The 19,373-nt window shown below is 65.8% G+C and carries 20 protein-coding genes and 1 pseudogene; 19 read left to right on the top strand and 2 right to left on the bottom strand.

Features of this window, described 5'->3' with window-relative positions:
• The first annotated feature begins 1 nt into the window (after nucleotide 1).
• From ACVW1B_RS18845 to ACVW1B_RS18785, 13 genes and pseudogenes are all read left to right on the top strand, one after another.
• Nucleotides 2-2,179, top strand: coding sequence for a molybdopterin cofactor-binding domain-containing protein (locus ACVW1B_RS18845; protein WP_456822015.1), 2,178 nt, complete (start codon nucleotides 2-4; stop codon nucleotides 2,177-2,179).
• Nucleotides 2,180-2,266: 87 nt separating this feature from the next.
• Complete coding sequence (locus ACVW1B_RS18840) at nucleotides 2,267-2,668, top strand: hypothetical protein (RefSeq protein WP_168856723.1); 402 nt, start codon at nucleotides 2,267-2,269, stop codon at nucleotides 2,666-2,668.
• A 99-nt stretch (nucleotides 2,669-2,767) separates the two neighbouring features.
• Nucleotides 2,768-3,169 (top strand): FixH family protein, encoded by a 402-nt coding sequence (locus ACVW1B_RS18835; RefSeq protein ID WP_168856722.1) that lies wholly within the window; start codon nucleotides 2,768-2,770, stop codon nucleotides 3,167-3,169.
• Nucleotides 3,170-3,180: 11 nt separating this feature from the next.
• Nucleotides 3,181-4,614 (top strand): efflux RND transporter periplasmic adaptor subunit, encoded by a 1,434-nt coding sequence (locus tag ACVW1B_RS18830; protein ID WP_253608064.1) that lies wholly within the window; start codon nucleotides 3,181-3,183, stop codon nucleotides 4,612-4,614.
• On the top strand, nucleotides 4,611-7,787 hold the full coding sequence (locus ACVW1B_RS18825; protein WP_456822014.1) for an efflux RND transporter permease subunit: 3,177 nt from the start codon (nucleotides 4,611-4,613) through the stop codon (nucleotides 7,785-7,787). The genes ACVW1B_RS18830 and ACVW1B_RS18825 overlap by 4 nt, the downstream gene beginning before the upstream one ends.
• Before the next feature lie 123 nt (nucleotides 7,788-7,910).
• Nucleotides 7,911-8,348: a hypothetical protein gene (locus ACVW1B_RS18820; RefSeq protein WP_309145025.1), complete on the top strand. Its 438-nt coding sequence runs from the start codon at nucleotides 7,911-7,913 to the stop codon at nucleotides 8,346-8,348.
• A 77-nt stretch (nucleotides 8,349-8,425) separates the two neighbouring features.
• Nucleotides 8,426-8,725, top strand: a complete 300-nt coding sequence (locus ACVW1B_RS18815; protein ID WP_456822013.1) for a hypothetical protein — start codon at nucleotides 8,426-8,428, stop codon at nucleotides 8,723-8,725.
• Between the two features lie 9 nt (nucleotides 8,726-8,734).
• A pseudogene (locus ACVW1B_RS18810) lies at nucleotides 8,735-10,160 on the top strand (TolC family protein).
• A gap of 12 nt (nucleotides 10,161-10,172) precedes the next feature.
• Complete coding sequence (locus ACVW1B_RS18805) at nucleotides 10,173-11,528, top strand: multicopper oxidase family protein (protein ID WP_253608069.1); 1,356 nt, start codon at nucleotides 10,173-10,175, stop codon at nucleotides 11,526-11,528.
• A gap of 44 nt (nucleotides 11,529-11,572) precedes the next feature.
• Entirely contained in the window at nucleotides 11,573-12,046 is a 474-nt protein-coding gene (locus ACVW1B_RS18800) for a cupredoxin domain-containing protein (protein ID WP_253608070.1), read from the top strand.
• 29 nt (nucleotides 12,047-12,075) lie between these two features.
• Nucleotides 12,076-12,378 (top strand): copper-binding protein, encoded by a 303-nt coding sequence (locus tag ACVW1B_RS18795; protein ID WP_253609987.1) that lies wholly within the window; start codon nucleotides 12,076-12,078, stop codon nucleotides 12,376-12,378.
• Between the two features lie 151 nt (nucleotides 12,379-12,529).
• Nucleotides 12,530-13,279 carry a cation transporter gene (locus tag ACVW1B_RS18790; protein ID WP_253608071.1) on the top strand — a complete coding sequence of 250 codons (750 nt, stop codon included), beginning with the start codon at nucleotides 12,530-12,532 and terminating at the stop codon, nucleotides 13,277-13,279.
• Nucleotides 13,280-13,420: 141 nt separating this feature from the next.
• Nucleotides 13,421-13,699 (top strand): hypothetical protein, encoded by a 279-nt coding sequence (locus ACVW1B_RS18785; RefSeq protein ID WP_038381721.1) that lies wholly within the window; start codon nucleotides 13,421-13,423, stop codon nucleotides 13,697-13,699.
• Nucleotides 13,700-13,876: 177 nt separating this feature from the next.
• Here the strand turns inward: ACVW1B_RS18785 and ACVW1B_RS18780 are convergent, their stop codons facing one another.
• Nucleotides 13,877-14,425, bottom strand: coding sequence for a tetratricopeptide repeat protein (locus ACVW1B_RS18780; protein WP_253608072.1), 549 nt, complete (start codon nucleotides 14,423-14,425; stop codon nucleotides 13,877-13,879).
• 286 nt (nucleotides 14,426-14,711) lie between these two features.
• Here ACVW1B_RS18780 and ACVW1B_RS18775 point away from each other — a divergent pair, with 286 nt between their 5' ends.
• The 4 genes from ACVW1B_RS18775 to ACVW1B_RS18760 all read left to right on the top strand — a co-directional run bounded on the left by ACVW1B_RS18775 (nucleotide 14,712) and on the right by ACVW1B_RS18760 (nucleotide 17,308).
• Nucleotides 14,712-15,032: a His-rich protein BRANT gene (locus ACVW1B_RS18775; RefSeq protein WP_063790156.1), complete on the top strand. Its 321-nt coding sequence runs from the start codon at nucleotides 14,712-14,714 to the stop codon at nucleotides 15,030-15,032.
• A 230-nt stretch (nucleotides 15,033-15,262) separates the two neighbouring features.
• Nucleotides 15,263-15,688, top strand: a complete 426-nt coding sequence (locus ACVW1B_RS18770; protein WP_253608073.1) for a hypothetical protein — start codon at nucleotides 15,263-15,265, stop codon at nucleotides 15,686-15,688.
• 358 nt (nucleotides 15,689-16,046) lie between these two features.
• Entirely contained in the window at nucleotides 16,047-16,763 is a 717-nt protein-coding gene (locus tag ACVW1B_RS18765) for an outer membrane protein (RefSeq protein ID WP_057019633.1), read from the top strand.
• 305 nt (nucleotides 16,764-17,068) lie between these two features.
• Nucleotides 17,069-17,308: a DUF6719 family protein gene (locus ACVW1B_RS18760; RefSeq protein WP_026192929.1), complete on the top strand. Its 240-nt coding sequence runs from the start codon at nucleotides 17,069-17,071 to the stop codon at nucleotides 17,306-17,308.
• 69 nt (nucleotides 17,309-17,377) lie between these two features.
• Here the strand turns inward: ACVW1B_RS18760 and ACVW1B_RS18755 are convergent, their stop codons facing one another.
• Nucleotides 17,378-17,626, bottom strand: coding sequence for a hypothetical protein (locus tag ACVW1B_RS18755; RefSeq protein WP_016843366.1), 249 nt, complete (start codon nucleotides 17,624-17,626; stop codon nucleotides 17,378-17,380).
• 492 nt (nucleotides 17,627-18,118) lie between these two features.
• Here ACVW1B_RS18755 and ACVW1B_RS18750 point away from each other — a divergent pair, with 492 nt between their 5' ends.
• A complete protein-coding gene (locus tag ACVW1B_RS18750; RefSeq protein WP_229162601.1) occupies nucleotides 18,119-18,487 on the top strand; it encodes a hypothetical protein in 369 nt (122 codons plus the stop codon).
• Nucleotides 18,484-19,332 (top strand): alpha/beta fold hydrolase, encoded by an 849-nt coding sequence (locus ACVW1B_RS18745; RefSeq protein ID WP_456822012.1) that lies wholly within the window; start codon nucleotides 18,484-18,486, stop codon nucleotides 19,330-19,332. The genes ACVW1B_RS18750 and ACVW1B_RS18745 overlap by 4 nt, the downstream gene beginning before the upstream one ends.
• The last annotated feature ends 41 nt before the right edge of the window (nucleotides 19,333-19,373 follow it).

Raw genomic sequence — 19,373 nt, 5'->3', positions numbered from 1 at the left:
CATGACGCTGATCGACAATCTGTCTGAGCGCGCTGCCGACCTGTCGCGGCGCAATTTCCTCCGCGCCGGCGCGATCGCGGGCGGCGGTCTGCTGCTCAGCGTGAGCCTGCCGTTCGCGGGCCGCGAGAGCGAGGCGGCGGCCTCCGACGGCTTCGCGCCGAACGCCTTCGTCCGGATTGGCGGCGACGGCAAGGTCGTGCTGACCATGCCCTATGTCGAGATGGGGCAGGGCACCTACACCTCGATCCCGATGCTGATCGCCGAGGAGCTCGAGATCGGCCTGACGCAGGTCCGGCTCGAACACGCGCCGCCGAGCGACAAGCTCTACGCCAACCCGCTGCTCGGCGTGCAGGCCACCGGCAATTCGAACGCAATGCGCGGCGCCTGGCAGCCGATGCGCAAAGCCGGCGCCACCGCGAAAGCGATGCTGGTCGCGGCCGCGGCGAAGCGCTGGAACGTCGAGCCTGGGACATGCCGCGCCGAGAACGGCGAGGTGCATCACGCGGCCTCTGGACGCAAGCTGGGTTACGGTGAACTCGCGACTGACGCGGCGCAGATGCCGGTGCCGGAGAATGTCACGCTGAAGAGCCCGGCCGAGTTCAAGCTGATCGGCACGCCGGCCAAGCGGCTCGATACGCCCTCCAAGATCAACGGCACGGCGGTCTACGGCATTGACGCAAGGCCGCCCGGGGTGAAGGTCGCGACGCTGGCGCAGTCGCCGGTGTTCGGCGGGCGGGTGAAGCGCGTCGACGATGCGGCGGCAAAAGCCGTCAAGGGCGTGCGTCAGATCGTGACGCTCGACGACGCAGTCGCGGTGGTGGCCGACCACATGGGGGCGGCGAAGAAAGGTCTGGCGGCGCTCACGATCGAGTGGGACGAGGGCCCTCACGCCAAGCTCGCCACATCGGATATCGCGCGCGAGCTCGAAGCCGCCACCACCAAGCCGGGCACGGTCGCGCAAAATATCGGCGACGCCGACAAGGCGATGGCGGGCGCAGCGACGAAAGTCGAGGCGACCTATCAACTGCCATTCCTCGCCCATGCGACGATGGAGCCGATGAACTGCACCGTGCATGTGCGTTCCGACGGTTGCGAGATCTGGGTCGGCAGCCAGGCGCTCTCTCGTGCCCAGGCGGTAGCCGCAAAGGTGCTGAACATGCCGCCGGAGAAGGTGGTGGTGCACAATCATCTGCTCGGCGGCGGCTTCGGCCGCAGGCTCGAGGTCGATGGTGTCATTCGCGCGGTGCAGATCGCCAAGCAGGTCGATACGCCGGTCAAGGTGGTGTGGAGCCGCGAGGAGGACATCCAGCACGACATGTACCGGCCCTACTGGTGCGACCGGATTGCGGTCGGCCTCGATGCATCTGGCAAGCCGGTTGCCTGGAACAACCGCTTCGCCGGCTCGTCGGTGCTGGCGCGATGGGCGCCGCCGGCGTTCCGCAACGGGCTCGATCCCGACACGACCGAGGGCGCGATCGATCTCGTCTACGACATTCCGAACTTCCATGTCGAATATGTCCGGGTCGAACCGCCGGGCATTCCGACCGCGTTCTGGCGCAGCGTCGGGCCCTCGCACAACGTGTTCGTCACCGAAAGCGTGATCGACGAGCTGGCGGCGGCGGCGAAGCAGGATCCGGTCGATTATCGCCGCGCGCTGCTCGGCAAATCGCCGCGCGCCAAGGCGGCGCTCGAGCTCGCGGCGGCCAAGGCAGGCTGGGGCGGCAAGCTGCCGGCCGGGCGCGGACGCGGCGTGTCGCTGCAATTCGTGTTCGGCAGCTACCTCGCGCAGGTCGCCGAGGTCGAGGTCGCCAAGGACGGCTCGGTCCGTGTCCACCGCGTCGTCTGTGCGATGGATTGCGGCACCGTGGTCAATCCCGACACGGTGCAGGCGCAGCTCCAGAGTGGCATCAATTTCGGCGTCACGGCGGCGCTCTACGGCGAGATCACGCTCAAGGACGGCCGCGTCGAGCAGAGCAATTTCGACAGCTACCAGATGCTGCGCATCGATCAGGCGCCGGCGATCGAGGTCCATATCGTGCCGAGCACTGAGCCGCCGGGCGGCATGGGCGAGACCGGAACCTCGGGCATCGTGCCGGCGATCAGCAACGCGATCTTCGCGGCGACCGGCAAGCGGCTGCGCAAGATGCCGGTCGATCCGGCGGTATTGAAGCAGACCTAGGGGCGAGTGAGAGCCTCCCCCGGGTGCTGGCGCGATCGTGAAGCCGGACGGATTTGCGCCGTGCACTGATCCGTGCGAGAAGCGGGCATGCATCTGAGGCGGCTCGCCAATCTCTGGATTCTGCTGCTCGTCGCAGCCGGGCTGTTGCTCGCGCCCGTGGCGCCGGCATTTGCCCGGATGATGCCGGATGCCTCGGCCGCTGCGATGCAGGCGATGCCGGACGATCACGCCATGTCTGGACAGGCGATGTCCGAGCAGGCGCTGGCCGACGACATGCCGTGCTGTCCGGACCAGGGCAAGAGCAAGGGCTGCGACGACTGTCCGTTCCTCGCGCTCTGCATGTTGAGCGTTTCGCTGCCGGTGCCCGCCGGCGCCATGTCGCTGATCGAGCGCGATCCGTTGCGCAGCCGGATCGCCGCCCATGACGACCGTCTGCTCGACGGCCTTGGCGCCAAACCTCCCGACCATCCGCCTCGAACCACCGTCTGACGGGCGCGCCAGCGCCTGATCGCTGACGCGTGCGCCAATGGCGCGCGTGCCTTTGCATGCCGCTCACGCGGCTCATCAGACGTATCGAGGATTATCACGATGAAGTCTTTCCACCTGGCGCGCGCCACCGCCGCCGCGCTGATCGGCGTTGCCGTGACGGGCATGTCTGCCCACGCCGAGATCAAGAACTACGAATTCCAGCTCGTGCAGCCGACCGTCAAGGCGGGTGCCGATCGCATCGTCACAGTGCGGCTGGTCGACAAGACGAGCGGGAAAGCCGTGCCCGACGCGGTCATCTTCTCGACCCGGCTCGACATGGCGCCCGACGGCATGCAGGAGATGGCCACCAAGGTGACGCCGATGCCGGGCACCGAACCCGGCACCTACCGGTTCAAGGCGACCTTCGGCATGGCCGGCCGCTGGCAATTGTCGCTCGGCGCCAAGGTGCAGGGCGAGACCGGCGCGGTCGAGAACAAGCTCGTCGTCACGGCCGAGCAATGAGCCGCCGAGCAATGGGCGCCTTAACATGGGCCGGCGCTGCCGCTGCGATCACGGCAGCGGCAGGCGCCGCATGGATCGGCCGCGACCTGCCGCCGCGGCCGGCAACCGCTGCGGTCGTCTCCGTCGCGCGGGCGGCGGAGACTGCTGCGCCGATCTACTACCGCGATCCCGACGGCAAGTCGCTCTATTCGGCGACACCGAAGAAGACGCCTGACGGGCGCGACTATCTGCCGGTGTTTGCCGATGACGAGGGCGGGGCCGGGCAATCGGCAGACGCGAGCGCGCCCGCCGCGAAAGGCGAGCGCAAGGTCAAATATTATCGCAATCCCATGGGACTTCCCGACACCTCGCCGGTGCCGAAGAAGGATTCCATGGGAATGGATTACATCGCCGTCTATGACGGCGATGACAGCGACGACGGTTCGATCACGCTGTCGCCCGGCAGGATCCAGCGCAGCGGCGTCAAGTCCGAGCCCGCGCAGATGCGCCGCATCCGTACGCTGGTCCGCGCACCCGGCACGATCCAGCTCGACGAACGGCGCGTCTCCGTCATCGCGATGCGCGCCGAGAGCTATGTGCAGAAAGTCGCCGACGTCACGACCGGCAGCCGCGTGACGAAGGGCCAGCCGTTGATGGAGATCTACAGCCCGGCAATATCGTCCGCTGCGGCCGAATATGTCGCGACCATCACGTCGAAGGCGACTGCGAACATCGAGCCCTACGGGCGCGGCTCCAAGCAGCGGCTGACCAATCTCGACGTTCCCGAACCCGTCATCGCCGAGATGGAGAAGAGCCGGACGGTTCCGATCGCGATCCAGTGGCTGTCGCCGCGTGACGGCATCGTGCTGCAGCGCGCCGCCATCGAGGGCATGCGCGCGCAGCCCGGCGACGTGCTGTTTCGGATTGCCGACGTCTCTGTCGTGTGGGCATTGGTCGACGTTGCCGAGCGCGATCTCGGCAATATCGTGGTCGGGCAGAACGTGTCCGTGCGGGCGCGCAGCTATCCGGGCCGCAGTTTCGTCGGCCGGATCAGCGTGATCTATCCGCAGGTCAACAAGGAGACGCGCACCGCGCGGGTGCGGATCGAATTGCAGAATGCCGACCTCGCACTGCTGCCGGACATGTATGTCGACGCGGAGATCGACACCGGCAGCCCGGCGCCGGTGCTCGCGGTGGCGGAGAACTCCATCCTCGATACCGGGAGCCGCCAGACCGTGCTGATCGACCGCGGCAACGGGCGGTTCGAGCCGCGCGAGGTCAAGCTCGGGCGGCGCGGCGACGGCTATGTCGAAATCCGCGACGGCATCGCCGAGGGCGATGCGGTCGTGACATCAGCGACGTTTCTGATCGATGCCGAAAGCAACCTGAAGGCGGCGATCAAGGGCTTCGCCGAGGCCGGTGCTGCGCAGGCGGGCGAGGGCGACAGGACGGGGGACCGGCGATGATTGCCCGTGTCATCGCCTGGTCGGCGCGCAACCTGCTGCTGGTGCTGTTCGGCACCGGCTTTGCGGCAGCCGCGGGCCTTTACGCGCTGCTGCATCTGCCGCTCGATGCGATCCCCGATCTCTCCGACACCCAGGTCATCGTCTACACCGAATATCCCGGCCAGGCGCCGCAGGTGATCGAGGACCAGGTCACCTATCCCCTGACCACGGCGATGCTGACGGTGCCGAAGTCGAAGGTCGTGCGCGGCTTCTCGTTCTTCGGCGTGTCCTTTGTTTATGTCATCTTCGAGGACGGCACGGACATCTACTGGGCGCGCTCGCGCGTGCTCGAATTCCTCAACGGCGCGGCGTCGCGGCTGCCGGCCGGCGTCTCACCGACCATCGGGCCCGACGCGACCGGGGTCGGCTGGGTCTACCAGTATGCCGTGATGTCGAAAGAGCTGAACCTTGCGGACACCCGCACGATCCAGGATTGGAACCTGAAATTCGCGCTTGCCAGGGCGGAAGGCGTGGCCGAGGTCGCAAGCGTCGGCGGCTTCGTCAAGCAGTACAACGTGATCCTCGATCCGCAGCGGATGCGCGACCGCGGCATCACCATGCAGCGAATGCGCGACGCGATTCGTGCCAGCAACGCCGATGTCGGCGGCCGCACCGTCGAACTCTCCGAGTTCGAATATGTCATCCGCGGCAAGGGCTATCTGAAGGACATCAACGATCTCGGCAACATCGTGCTGAAGACCGACAGCGGCACGCCGGTGCTGCTGCGCGACGTCGCCCGCGTCGAGCTCGGCCCCGACGAGCGGCGCGGCATCGCCGAACTGAACGGCGAGGGCGAGGTCGCGAGCGGCATCGTGCTGCAGCGCTTCGGTGTCAACGCGCTCGATGTGATCGAGAACGTCAAGAAGCGTTTCACGGAGATCGCGACCAGCCTGCCGAAGTCGGTCGAGATTGTGCCGGTCTATGACCGCTCCAATTTGATCTATGCGGCGATCGACACGTTGAAGCGCACATTGCTGGAGGAGAGCGCGGTGGTCGCGCTGGTCTGCATCCTGTTCCTGCTGCATGTCCGCAGCGCGCTGGTCGCGATCCTGATGCTGCCGGTCGGCGTCTTGATGGCGTTCGGCGCAATGAAGCTGCTCGGCATCGGCTCCAACATCATGAGCCTCGGCGGCATCGCGATCGCGATCGGCGCCATGATCGATGCGGCGATCGTAATGATCGAGAACGCGCACAAGCACCTGGAGCGCGCCGAGCCCGGCAGGTCGCGGGTCGCGATCCTGATCGAGGCCGCGGCGGAGGTGGGACCGGCGCTGTTCTTCAGCTTGCTGATCATCACCGTGTCCTTCATGCCGATCTTCACGCTGGAATCGCAGGAGGGGCGGCTGTTCTCGCCGCTTGCGTTCACCAAGACGTTCGCGATGGCGGCGGCGGCGCTGTTGTCGGTGACGCTGGTGCCGGCGCTGATGGTGATCTTCGTCCGCGGCAGGATCGTCCCCGAGCACAGAAATCCGATCAACCGTTTCCTGATCTGGATCTACCGTCCGGTCATCCACGCCGTGTTGCGGGCGAAAACGCTGGTGATCCTGCTGGCGCTCGGCGCCGTCGCCGTCTCGATCTGGCCGGCCCGGCAGCTCGGCACCGAGTTCATGCCCGACCTCAATGAGGGCACGCTGCTCTACATGCCGACCACGCTGCCGGGGATTTCGGTGACCAAGGCGGCCGAGCTGTTGCAGATGCAGGACCGCATCATCCGCAGCTTTCCGGAGGTCGCTTCGGTCTACGGCAAGGCCGGCCGCGCCGCGACCGCAACCGATCCGGCGCCGTCGGAGATGTTCGAGACCATCATCAATCTGAAGCCGAAAGTGCAATGGCGCGCCGGCCTCACGCTCGACCGCCTGATCGCCGAGATGGACAAGGCGCTGCAATTCCCCGGTGTCTCCAACGCCTGGACCATGCCGATCAAGGCGCGCATCGACATGCTCTCGACCGGGATTAGGACGCCGGTCGGCGTCAAGGTGATCGGTCCCGATCTTGCCGTGATCGACAAGCTCGCCCGCCAGGTCGAGCAGGTCGTGCGGGGGGTGCCCGGCACCTCGTCGGCCTATGCCGAGCGCAGCCTCGGCGGCTACTATCTCGAGGTCACGCCGAATCGTGAGGCCTTGTCGCGCTACGGCATCGCGGTGCAGGACGTGCAGGACACCATCGCGACCGCGCTCGGCGGCCAGAGCGTGACCACAACGGTCGAGGGACGCCAGCGCTTCACCGTCAACATGCGCTATCCGCGCGATTTGCGCGACAATCCGGGCGCGATTGCCAGCGACATCCTGGTGCCGATGCCGGCGGGCGGCGCGGTGCCGCTCGGCGAGGTCGCCGACATCGCGCCGGCGCGCGGGCCGACCACGATCCGGACCGAGAACGGCCAACTCGCGACCTACATCTATGTCGACATCCGCGATCGCGATCTCGGCGGCTATGTCGCGGACGCGCAACGCGCGGTGCAGGCCGGCGTGCAGTTTCCGCCCGGAACCTACGTGGTCTGGAGCGGGCAGTACGAATATCTCGAGCGCGCCGCCGCGCGGCTCAGGATCGTGGTGCCGGTGACGCTGTCGATCATCTTCCTGCTGCTCTACCTCAATTTCCGATCGGTGGCGGAGACGATGATCGTGATGCTGTCGCTGCCGTTCGCGCTGGTCGGCGGCTTCTGGCTGATGTGGGCGCTCGGCTTCAACCTGTCGGTTGCGGTCGCCGTCGGCTTCATCGCGCTCGCCGGCGTTGCCGCCGAGACCGGCGTCGTGATGCTGATGTATCTCAACCAGGCGCTGGGCGAGGTCGCGGCGCGCCGCGCCGCCGAGGGACGCGCGATCGATCGTGACGACCTCAATCGCGCGATCATCACGGGCGCGGTCGAGCGCGTCCGGCCGAAGATGATGACGGTGGTCGCCATCATGGCCGGGCTGTTGCCGATCATGTGGAGCACCGGCACCGGCTCCGAGATCATGCAGCGCATCGCGGTGCCCATGATCGGCGGCATGATCTCGTCGACATTGCTGACGCTGATCGTGATTCCCGCGATCTTCGCCGTCGTGAAGGGCATCGAGATCAAAGCGAGAGTGTCGGCGCGCGAAGTTGCTTCCTGTGCCGCGCCAGCAGGCAAGGATGTGATGGAAACATGACGCCTGTTGGTGGTTTCAAATCGGATTGAATGATACCCCAAGGGGGTATATAGCTGATGGCGGTTTGCGGCAGGCTGATTTGCGGTCAGCTTGCAGGTGGTTGGAGACGCGAGGCGGGTGTTGGTGCGGTTGACGAGGTCGGGGCGGGTGCGGGCGGGATGTTCCATCATCCTGGCCTATCTGTTCTGCGTGCTCGCGCCGTCCTTTGCGCTCGCGTTCGGGGCGCCGTTTCCGTGCCTCACCGATGAGGTCCAGCCGGCTGTGATGACGCATGTGCATGATGGCGCGATGCCGGTGACACACGCCGATGCTGCCGCGCGCGATCATGGCGGCACGCATTTGCACCACGCCGCCGATGCCGCCGAACCGCCGGCCAAGCACAGCCACGACGGCAAGAACGCGCCGGGGCCGTGCTGCGCCTTGATGTGCGTGTCGGCGCTGCCGGCCGATCTTCCTTTCGTCGCCAGTCCCTTGCACCCGATCGCGACCCGTCTCGCCGAGCCCACCCGGGGCCTGTGGAGCGAGGCTCCGGCGCGGCTCTATCGTCCCCCCATCGCCTGATCTCTCGCTGACATCGTGGCTGCGCCGCGCGCTCGCGTGCGCATGCCTGTTGCTCATCTGATGATCGGGACAGATCCATGTTTTCGCATCTCGGGGCGAGGCTCGCCGCCGTGGCCACCAGGCTTGGCCAGCGCGTGCCATCGATAGTTTTATCGCGGATGGCCGCCGCCATCCTCGCATCTGCGCCGCTCGCCGGCTGCATGACCGACGGCCGGCCGGTCGCCGTCGCAGGCGATCCGGCAAACCCGGCGGCGGGGACGGCCGCTGTCGGCTACCGCTCGACGATCGCGCCCTACAGCAGCCTGCGTCCGGCGACGCCGCTGCCCTGGCACGAGCGCAACGACGGCGTGACGCCGCCGGCCAAGTCAGAACACTAGGAGGGCGCCATGCGACATCTGGCCATCGCGCCGCTTTTGCTGCTGACGTCAGCGCTCGCGGGATGCGCGTCGTTCTCGTCCGACAGCGGCATGGGCGTGGTCTCCGAGGTCACCGGGCAGGCGATCGGCAAGGACGTCGCCTTTGTTCGCGGCGGAGATGGGGCCGCGACCGTCGACGCGGCGGTGAAGCAGTTGCTCGCGCGCAATTTGACGGCGGATGCCGCCGTGCAGGTCGCGCTCTTGAACAACAAGGGCCTGCAGGCCGCCTATAACGAGCTGGCGCTGGCGGAGACCGATTACGTCGCCGACAGCCTGCCGCCGAACCCGACCTTCTCGGTCTCGCGCATCACCGGCAATGGCGCCAGCGAGGTCGAGCGGCAGGTCGTCGGCGACATCCTGGCGCTGGCGACCCTTCCGGCCCGCTCCGAGATCGCGCGCGAGCGCTTCCGCCAGGCGCAGCTCAAGGCCGCGCTCGCCACCTTGCGGCTTGCCGCCGAGGTGCGGCGCAGCCATGTCGCGGCCGTCGCGGCAAATGAGATGGTCGGGCTGCTGACGGATGCGAAGGCGACCGCGGAGTCCACCGCGCAGCTCGCGAAAAAGCTCGGCGAGACCGGCGGCATGAACAAGCTCGACCAGGCCCGCGAGCAGGTGTTCTACGCCGAGATCACCGCTGACCTCGCCAGCGCGCGGCAGAATGCGACGAGTTCGCGCGAGCGGCTGGCGCGCCTGCTCGGATTGTGGGACGGCGATCTCGGCTTCCGGATTCCCGGCAAGTTGCCATTGCTGCCGAAGCGGCCCATTGGAACAGCCGTCGATCGAGGTCGCGGCGGTTGGCCATCGCGTCGACCTGCAGATCGCGCGGATGGAAATCGTGGCGCTCGCCAAGGCGCTCGATCTCACCGAGGCGACGCGCTTCGTCACACTGCTCGACGTCGCCGGCATCGACAAGCGCACCCACGATCCCGAAGCTCCGCCGTTCAGGGAGCGCGGCTTCGACGTCCAGTTCCAGATTCCGATCTTCGACGGCGGCGAGGTGAGGGTGCGCCAGGCGGCGGAGACCTACCGCCAGGCGATGAACCGCCTGACCGAGAAGGCGATCAACATCCGCTCCGAGGCGCGCGACGCCTACCGCGTCTACCGCTCGACCTACGACATCGCGCGTCATTACCAGCGCGAGGTGCTGCCGTTGCGCCAGATCATCACCGAGGAGATGCAGCTGCGCTTCTCCAGCATGCAGGTCGACGTGTTCGCGCTGCTCACCGAAGCGCGGCAGCGGCTCGCCTCGCTGCGCGCGGCGATCGACGCCAAGCGCGACTTCCTTCTGGCGCAATCCGAGCTGCAGACCGCGATCAACGGCGGCGGCTCGGCCGGCGCAGCATCGACACCGTCTTCCATCGCCTCGGCCGCGCAGCCCGCGGCCGGTGGCGGTCATTGAATGGAGCAGCACATGTTTTCACGACGAGGATTTCTGGGCAGCGCGGCGCTGGTGACGGCAAGCGCGGTCAGCGGCCGCGTCCAGGCCGCCGCCATTCCCGAAGCGCCGACCATGGACAAGGCGGTGATGCAGCCGCCGCTACATCCCGCCAGCGGGCCGGACTACCGGCCGGTCGTCACGCTCAATGGCTGGTCGCTGCCGTGGCGGATGAACGGCGACTGGAAGGAATTCCATCTCGTCGCCGAGCCCGTGGTGCGCGAATTCGCCGACGGCATGAAGGCCAATCTCTGGGGCTACAACGGCCAGGCTCCGGGACCGACCATCGAGGCGGTCGAGGGCGACAAGGTCCGCATCTTCGTCACCAACAAACTGCCGGAGCACACCACGGTGCACTGGCACGGCATGATCGTGCCGTCAGGCATGGACGGCGTCGGCGGGCTCAACCAGCCGCACATCAAGCCGGGCAAGACCTTCGTCTACGAGTTCGAGATGAAGCACAGCGGGACCTTCATGTACCACCCGCATTCCGACGAGATGGTGCAGATGGCGATGGGCATGATGGGCATGTTCATCGTGCACCCGCGCGATCCGGCGTTCCGGCCCGTCGACCGCGACTTCGTCTTCATCATGAGCAGCTACCTCATCGACCCCGGCACCTATCTGCCGAAGGTCAATGAGATGACCGACTTCAACATGTGGACCTGGAACAGCCGCGTCTATCCCGGCATCGATCCGATGCCGATCCGGCTCGGCGACAGGATCCGCGTGCGGATCGGCAACCTGACCATGACCAACCATCCGATCCATGTGCACGGGCACAATTTCGCGGTGACCTGCACCGACGGCGGCTGGGTGCCCGACAGCGCGCAGTATCCGGAGACCACGACCGACGTGCCGGTCGGCGCGGTCAGGGCGTTCGACATGCTCGCCGACAATCCGGGCGACTGGGCGTTCCACTGCCACAAGTCGCACCACACCATGAACGCGATGGGCCACGACGTCAGAAATTTCATCGGCGTGTCGCGCCAGGATCTGGCCAAGGCGGTCGGCAAGCTCGCGCCCGACGCGATGGCGATGGGATCGACCGGGATGGCGATGGGCAACATGGAGATGCCCGCGCCCGACAACACGCTGCCGATGATGACCGGCACCGGACAATTCGGGCCGATCGAGATGGGCGGCATGTTCACGGTGATGAAGATCCGCGAAGGGCTCGGCCGCGACGATTACGCCGATCCCGGACCGTACAAATATCCGCCGGGCACGGTTGCCTATGAGGTCGAGGCGCCCGCCGCCGAGCCCGCGCGCCAGCCGCCGGCGGCGCCCGGGCGAAAAGCCAAGCCATCGATGAAGGGGATGAAGATGTAGCGGATCAAAGCGCCATCCGACGACCAGCAAGCATCAAATACAGAATGGAGAATCCAGTGAAGCAACTCACCAGCATCGGCATCGTGCTGATTGCGCTGTCCGTCACCGCCGCGCCGTCGCGCGGCCACGAGAAGCACGGCCATGAATCCTATTCGGCCGGCGAGCCCGGCGATCCGAGCAAGCCCTCGCGCACGGTTGAGGTCGAGATGAAGGAGATGGAGTTCACGCCGTTCCGCATCGAGGTCAAGCGCGGCGAGCAGATCCGCTTCGTGATCCGCAATGCCGGCACCGAGGATCATGAATTCCTGCTCGCGACCACCGAAGAGAATCTGAAGCATGCCGAAGTGATGAAGAAGCATCCGCACATGGAGCATGACGATCCGAACGGCGTTCGCCTCGCACCGAAGAAGAGTGCGGAGATCGTCTGGAAATTCACCAAGGCCGGAACGTTTGAATATTCCTGCCTGATCCCGGATCACCGCGACTACGGGATGACCGGCCGCGTCATCGTGAAATGAAACCAGCAATGAAAGAAAGCACAACAATGATGAACAGGATGATCCAACTTGCCGGCGCCGGCGCGTTCGCGCTGGCTCTGACCCTGGGCGCGGCGCTCGCGCAGGCCGCCGCGATCAATGGCGAGGTCAAGAAGATCGACGAGGGTGCGGGCAAGATCACGCTCAAGCACGGCCCGGCCAAGACCCTTGGCATGGACGAGCCGATGACGATGGTTTACCGGGTCAAGGATCCGGCGCTGCTGAAGCAGGTCAAGGTCGGCGACAAGGTCCGGTTCGAGGCCCAGGAGGGCGACAGCGGCTACACCGTCACCGCGATTCAGAAGGCGAAATGAGGCGACGGCCCGCATCAGCAGGTTGGGCTGTCGGCCAAACGCAGCCGGCAGCCCTTGAACCCGCGACGCATGATCGCCGGAGCTGTTCCAGATGGATCGGCTTGAATGCGTTACGTGGCTGGCCTTATCCTGTCGTCTGGAAGGACGAGCGATGAACGATTGCTGCGGGCAGAAGACGACCGAATGCTGCGCGCCACCGCCGCTGACGCTGCCGATCAAGGCTCGCGTGCGGGCAGGGGACCGCGATGGCGCGGCCGCTTCGTGCGGCTGCTCAGGCGGCGTTCCGGTCTTTGACGGTCTCGATCCGCGCTACAAGCGCGTGCTCTGGACGGTCATCGGCATCAATGGTGCGATGTTCCTGACCGAGATGATCGCGGGTCAGCTTGCCGGATCGCAGGCGCTCAAGGCCGATGCGCTCGACTTCCTTGCCGATACGGTCACCTATGGACTGAGCCTTGCGGTGATCGGCGCCAGCCTGCGTGTGCGCGCCTCCGCAGCGCTGTTGAAGGGCGCGTCGCTGAGCTTGATGGCGCTGTGGGTGTTCGGCTCGACCGTCTACCAGACGTTCGTGCTCGGCGTGCCGAAAGCCGAGGTGATGGGCGCCATCGGCGCGTTGGCACTCGCGGCCAATCTAGGATCGGTTCTGCTTCTGCTGCCGTACAAGGACGGCGACGCCAATGTCCGCTCGGTCTGGCTCTGCTCGCGCAACGACGCGATCGGAAACCTCATCGTGATGGCGGCCGCCCTCGGCGTGTGGGGATCGGTCTCGGCCTGGCCTGACCTTGCCGTCGCCACCGTGATGGCGACGATATTCCTCACCTCGTCGGTGCAAATCCTGCGGCAGGCATGGGCCGAATATCGCGAGGCTGCGCAGCGCGACCCGGCGGCGGCGCATGGCTGACTGAGCTGGAAGCGCCTGCGCACTCCCGCCGGAGGTGGGCGCGGACATTCGCCTTGCATTTACCTTAAATCATGGCACCGGGGGAACGTCTGCGGCAGCGGCGCGTTGCTGTGCATCATTCGAGTGCAGAAGGCCCCCTCCATGACAATCAACGCGGCAATACTGATGGCGGCATTGGTGCTATCGGGAACCGTGTTGGCGCAAAGCTCCGGCCCTTCGGCCGGCTCGGCGGGGGCCGGGCAGGCCGCCAACGTGACCACCACCGGCGAGGCGCTGAACAGCGCCAAGAAGACCGGCGACAGCGGGCCGCCGGTGGAGAAGGCCGCGCGTCCGGCCAAGCCGGATGCCGGCGCTGCGGGCAACACGGTGGGGGCGAGCCGCCCGCAAAAGCCCGATCGTCGCCTCGAGCATTATCCGTAATCTTCATCCGTAACGTTTATGCTGATCCGTGGGATGGGTGGAGCGAAGCGATACCCATCACCTCCGATCCGCGCGGAAGCATGATGGGTTTCGCTGTGCGCTACGCAGCTACGCAGCAAAAAGCCGGCGCGGTCGTCGTGGCCACGCCGGCTCGATGTAGGAAGCGGTTGCCTTAACTCAGTAAACCAGGCCGGTGCCCGGGGGCTTCTCCAGCGCTGCGGCGAGCGAGCGATATTCGTCGCTGCTGGTGCCGGCGAGCTGGGCGATGCGGTTCAGATGGTATTGCGCCTGATCGCGGTTGCCCTGTTCGACCTGCCAGAGGCCGTAATACTGCCAGGTGCGGACATGGGCCGGGTCGGCCTTGAGCGCGCGCTCGTACCAGATTTGCGAGACCTTGTAGTCGCCGAGCTTGCGATAGGAGTAGCCGATCAGGTTGGCGACGTCGGCGCGATCATCCTGGCCGAGCGCCTTCAGCTGCTCGATCGCGGCGGTATAGTCGTGCTTGTCGTAGATCGTGGTGTAGGCGGCGCGATAGCCGGCCAGGAACTTCTGATCGTCGATCGCGGAGCTCTTGTCCTTCTTCGCCTTCTTGCCCTTGCTGCTGCCGCTGTCGGAAGCCGGCGGCGAGGGATTGTCGCTGCCCGCGGCGTAGGCCGAGATGACCGGCCCGGAGGCGAGCGTCATCGAGAGCACTGCGAGGCCCAAAAACTTCGTCTTCCTGCTCATTCCTGGTTGCTCCTGATCGTTCCTGATCGTGCTCGGTAATCCTACACCGAAGCCTGATGACTTGAACACCCAGGGGTGCAGAACATTCCCGGCCGATCCCACGATTGCGTGATCCTGCTTTTCCGGCCGTAGAGGAGAAAACATGACAGAGATGTCATGCACATGAATGAAGTCCGTCAGGGTCCTTCAGAACGGGTTCAGTGCGCGGCCCATAAGGTCACGTGCATTGATCGGTGAGGCCGACCATCCGGCCGGAGACCTCTCGATCCCGACGAGGAGGACCATCATGCTGAAGACGATTTCCGCCGCGCTGCTCGCCATGTCCGTGATCGCAGCGCCCGCGCTCGCCGTCGAGACCGGCAAGGCCGCAACGCCCGCGCCGGCGACCACGACTGCCCCGGCGACCAAGGCCGCTCCCGTGATCAAGAGCGAGCAGCTGCCGTCGAAGGTGCGCAACGCCAACGCCAAGATGCACCACAAGCACTATCGCCATCACCGCCACCACAAGCACATGGGCATGCTGAAGGTGAAGTCGCCGAAGCATGCGACCAAGCACGTCCACGCGAAGGTCGCGACCAAGCACGTCGCGCCGGCCAAACGCGGCTGACCCAAGCGCGGTTGAATCTGATCCGAGGGGCGTAGTTTCGATCCACATTGCCCCGCTGCGCCTTTTGGATGCAGAACCGGCCCGTCCGTCCATTGCTTCCCCAATGGCGACGGGCCGGAGTGCGTCTGGCTCCGGTTGTGAACCCGGGCGAGGAATAACCGAGTTGCGAATTCCCTTCGGCCGCCCGGCAGTTTATGAGACGCCTCCGGGGACTCAGGGAACAGCGTCGTTTGCGGATTTCATCACAACTGGCAGCCATCCTGCTGCTCTCGCTTCCGCTCGCCGGCTGCCTCACCAGCGATGACGGCGGCGGGCCGACCACCTTCACCGACGATCGCGGCGTCGCCAACCAGCCGTTCCCGGACCGCTACCGCGACCAGATCGTAGCCTTCATGCGGACCTACCTGAACAATCCGGTCGGGGTCCGCGAGGCTGCTATCGCCGAGCCGGCGCAGCGCACGGTCGGCGGCCGGCTGCGTTACGTCGTGTGCCTGCGCTACAGCGCGAAGGATACCGACGGCAGTTACCGCGCCGCCCGGGAGCGCGGTGTCCTGTTTGTCGACGGCCGGCTCGACCGCATCCTCGACAACCCCGCCGAGCCCTGCGCCGGCGCGACCTACGCGGCATTTCCGGAACTGGAAAAGATGTCGCGCTAAGACATGATCCGGAAAAGTGAAGCGGTTTTTCCGAAAAGATCATGCCCGAACAAGACGCAGAAGCGCGATCTGATCGCGCTTCTGCGCGGCGGCTTGTCGCAAGCCTGATCGAAACGTTAGCGAACTCCGATCACTTTTCGGGGAGCGTTGAACTTCAACTTAGCCGTCTGCGACCTACATCCAGCCGAGATGCGGTTGCTTAACCGGCGAAAAATCTTGCTGTGCCAGGGAACAAACGGGCGTTGTTGCGACCCTGTCACAACTCGGAAACATCACGGGTGCGGCATTGCCCCAAAGCAACCTAATTGAGGTCACGTTGTTTGGCTTAACAGCGCAGCGTTAGTAACGGGGATCAGAAATGAAGAAGTTTTTGCTCGGCACAGTCGCGCTGGCCGCCCTTGCGGGCCCTGCGTTTGCGGCTGACATGCCGGCCCGCACCTATACCAAGGCACCGCCGCCCTATACCGCCCCCGCCGTCGTCTACAACTGGACCGGTTTCTATATCGGCGGCCATGTCGGCGGCGCGTTCACCGACGGCAACAACCTGATGGGCAGCGACGCGCGCTTCATGGGTGGCGTGCAGGGCGGCTTCGACTATCAGTTCGCCCCGAACTGGGTGATGGGCGCCGAGGCGCAGTATTCCTGGCTGCCCAGCTCCTCGAACAATGGCGTGCTGCTCCCGGGCGGAACGCTGGTGACCGGCAATACCGACCAGATCGGTTCGGTGACCGGCCGCCTCGGCTACACCTGGGGTCCGGCGCTGCTCTACGCCAAGGGCGGTTATGCTTGGCGCGACAACAACAACATCACTGCGTCGGTCGGCGGCGTGCCGGCGTCCTTCACCACCGATGGCGGCCACAAGGACGGCTATACGGTCGGCGCGGGCCTCGAATACATGTTCGCCCCGAACTGGTCGGCGAAGGCCGAATACCAGTACTACAATTTCGGCAAGACCAACTTCACCAGCGGCCCGGCCGACCTCGTCGGCACGAGCTTCCGGAACGACGAGCACACCGTCAAGCTCGGGGTCAACTACCGCTTCGGCTGGGGTGGCCCGGTCGGCTCCCGCTACTGATCGCGGCTTCATCGCATCAATGAAAAGGCCGGCCTTCGGGTCGGCCTTTTTTGTTGGCCAGCCGCTCGCCCCGGAATGACGGCGGATGCGGTATAGCCGTAGCCCGGATCGAGCGCAGCGTAATCCGGGGCAGCCGATCCGACGAGCGAAGTCCCCGGATTTCGCTCCGCTCCACCGGAGCTACGACCCCACATTCACCTGATGTTCAGGCCTGATCGTGCAATGCAAAAAATAATTCCTGCATTGCACGGAACTTTCATCGTGCTGCGCTATTATGCGATCGCCGGGCTGGTGGACAAACGAACATGCGTAGTTTTGCGTTAGGGCTGATCCTCTCTGCGGTCTCCGTGCCGTGCCTTGCCCAGACCATCCTCAAATCCGAACCCCTGGCGCTCGCGCCCTATGAGGTCGTGTTCGTGCAGGATGCGTCCTGCTCGGCTGGCAAGGTGCTCAAGGTGACCGGCGCGATCCGGGGTCTGCATCGGCGGAAGATTTGCGTTTCGCTCGCCGCCGAACAGGCCTCGCTGGCGACGGCAACGCCATAGGCGCGGGGCGACCGCACCCATCGCATTCCCGGCCCGCCGCTGCGCGCCGCCGGCCAGCCTAACGTCTGATCAGTTCAACCGCGGCTCCAGGCGCGCTTCGCGATCGGCATCGGCCTTGTTCTTGGCCGGATCCTCGTTCGGCTCGAGCTGACAGGGCCGGATCTCGTAGTCGTTATCCAGCACCGGGCGGGGCGCGGACTTCTCCTCGGAGATGGCATCCACCACCAGGCCGGATTTCCTGGCCAGCGTCCAGACATCCGCCTCGGTCGGGTAGGCCTTGCTCAGCTTGGCGTCCTGATAAAACAGCGCGTACGGCATTCGTCGTTCCCCAAACAACCGACAACGCCAGCCTCCGTTTTGGGTTTCAGGCAATATCGCCGTTCCGATCACGGAACCGTGAGCGAGCATTTGCGGCAAGTATCTGAAAATATGAGTCATTTCGGCCCTTTCACGGAATGGCCCTGAGTCCTTAACGGGTGGTAAACCCCCGAAAAAAGAATCCCCGGGACTCTCCGGGTAGAATCGCCGGATGCTCCGGCCATGAGAGCGATCCACCAGCCCCCTTACGAACGCGTGCAGCTCACGCTTGCGGTTGCGCTGCTTGCGGCCTGCGCCGCCAACGTGGCGCTGGTCTGGTCCTGGCTTTAGATCTCCCGGCTCCCGCCAAAATTCGTATGTGGTGGCCACCCGAAAACGCGAGGGCCGCGCGGCGCCGCTGGCGATTGACGGCACCGGCATTGCTCCCATCATTGTCGGCAGAACAAGCGCCCGCTGCGCCCTGCGCGGACGGGCCGCGATCGGGGAGCTGACATGATCGACACGCTGAAGGAACGGGTCAACGGCGACGCCGGCCTGGTGCGGCGCGGCCGCTATCTCACCACGACATTCCTGCTCGAGATCGGCGCGGCCGCCTGGCTGATCGCGATCCATGAGGGCCGGATCGTCGCGGTGACGAAGGGGCCGTTCGTGATGCCCTCGTCGTCGTTCGCGCTGCGCACCTCGGACGAGGAGTGGGACCGGTTCTGCGAACGGCGGCCGCCGCCGGGCTCGAACGACCTGATGGCGCTGATCAAGCGCCGTGTGCTGAAGGCCGAGGGCGAGCTGCAGATCTTCATGGCGAACCTGCGCTACTTCAAGGAGGCGCTCGGCAAGCTGCGCCGCGAGGGAGTCGCCGCATGAGCGCCAGGTTCGAACCGATCGTCGGTCGCTACATGCATCTGGAGCTGTTCGGCCGGGCCCACCGCGTCTATGTCGAGGAGGCGGGCGAGGGCACGCCGCTGCTCTGCCTGCACACCGCGGGCGCGGACGGGCGGCAATATCGCGGCCTGATGAACGATGCGCGCGTCACGCGCAACCATTGCGTCATCGCCTTCGACATGCCCTGGCACGGCAAGTCGTCGCCGCCGCAGGGCTGGCACGACGAGGAGTACCAGCTCACCTCCGCGCAATATACGACCATGATCCTGGCGGTGATGGACGCGCTCGACCTCGACAGGCCGATCGTGATCGGCTGCTCGATCGGCGGCCGGATCGCGCTGCATCTCGCGCTCGAGCATCCCGAACGCTTCCGCGCCATCATCGGCCTGCAGGCCGGCGCGCATGTCGATCCCTATTACGACCTGAATTTCCTGCACCGGCCGGACGTGCATGGCGGCGAGGTCGCCGCCGCCATCGTCTCGGGCCTCGTCGGCCCCGACGCGCCCGACAAGGAGCGGTGGGAGACGCTGTGGCATTACATGCAGAGCGGGCCCGGCGTGTTCAAGGGCGACCTCTATTTCTACAAGGTCGACGGCGACATCCGCGCCCGCATCGCCGAGATCGACACCAGACGTTGCCCGCTGTTTCTGTTGTCGGGCGAGTACGACTATTCCTGCACGCCGGAAGAGACGCTGGCGGTGGCGAACAGCATTGCCGGGGCTGAGGCCACCATCATGAAGGGCCTCGGCCATTTCCCGATGAGCGAGAATCCGGGCGAGTTTCTCAAGCACCTGCTGCCGGTGCTGGAGAAGATCGGCGGCCGCTAGCGCACGCCCAGGGTTGCTTTGGTCCTCGACCTCGGGCGGCG

This window comes from Bradyrhizobium sp. USDA 4502, from assembly GCF_054063355.1.
This window is presented reverse-complemented; position numbering and strand designations above follow the sequence as displayed.

Coding starts and splice junctions, on each gene's coding strand:
- ACVW1B_RS18845 (WP_456822015.1), top strand. CDS start 2: ATGACGCTGATCGACAATCTGTCTGAGCGCGCTGCCGACCTGTCGCGG.
- ACVW1B_RS18840 (WP_168856723.1), top strand. CDS start 2,267: ATGCATCTGAGGCGGCTCGCCAATCTCTGGATTCTGCTGCTCGTCGCA.
- ACVW1B_RS18835 (WP_168856722.1), top strand. CDS start 2,768: ATGAAGTCTTTCCACCTGGCGCGCGCCACCGCCGCCGCGCTGATCGGC.
- ACVW1B_RS18830 (WP_253608064.1), top strand. CDS start 3,181: ATGGGCGCCTTAACATGGGCCGGCGCTGCCGCTGCGATCACGGCAGCG.
- ACVW1B_RS18825 (WP_456822014.1), top strand. CDS start 4,611: ATGATTGCCCGTGTCATCGCCTGGTCGGCGCGCAACCTGCTGCTGGTG.
- ACVW1B_RS18815 (WP_456822013.1), top strand. CDS start 8,426: ATGTTTTCGCATCTCGGGGCGAGGCTCGCCGCCGTGGCCACCAGGCTT.
- ACVW1B_RS18805 (WP_253608069.1), top strand. CDS start 10,173: ATGTTTTCACGACGAGGATTTCTGGGCAGCGCGGCGCTGGTGACGGCA.
- ACVW1B_RS18800 (WP_253608070.1), top strand. CDS start 11,573: ATGGAGAATCCAGTGAAGCAACTCACCAGCATCGGCATCGTGCTGATT.
- ACVW1B_RS18795 (WP_253609987.1), top strand. CDS start 12,076: ATGAACAGGATGATCCAACTTGCCGGCGCCGGCGCGTTCGCGCTGGCT.
- ACVW1B_RS18790 (WP_253608071.1), top strand. CDS start 12,530: ATGAACGATTGCTGCGGGCAGAAGACGACCGAATGCTGCGCGCCACCG.
- ACVW1B_RS18785 (WP_038381721.1), top strand. CDS start 13,421: ATGACAATCAACGCGGCAATACTGATGGCGGCATTGGTGCTATCGGGA.
- ACVW1B_RS18780 (WP_253608072.1), bottom strand. CDS start 14,425: ATGAGCAGGAAGACGAAGTTTTTGGGCCTCGCAGTGCTCTCGATGACG.
- ACVW1B_RS18775 (WP_063790156.1), top strand. CDS start 14,712: ATGCTGAAGACGATTTCCGCCGCGCTGCTCGCCATGTCCGTGATCGCA.
- ACVW1B_RS18765 (WP_057019633.1), top strand. CDS start 16,047: ATGAAGAAGTTTTTGCTCGGCACAGTCGCGCTGGCCGCCCTTGCGGGC.
- ACVW1B_RS18760 (WP_026192929.1), top strand. CDS start 17,069: ATGCGTAGTTTTGCGTTAGGGCTGATCCTCTCTGCGGTCTCCGTGCCG.
- ACVW1B_RS18755 (WP_016843366.1), bottom strand. CDS start 17,626: ATGCCGTACGCGCTGTTTTATCAGGACGCCAAGCTGAGCAAGGCCTAC.
- ACVW1B_RS18750 (WP_229162601.1), top strand. CDS start 18,119: ATGATCGACACGCTGAAGGAACGGGTCAACGGCGACGCCGGCCTGGTG.
- ACVW1B_RS18745 (WP_456822012.1), top strand. CDS start 18,484: ATGAGCGCCAGGTTCGAACCGATCGTCGGTCGCTACATGCATCTGGAG.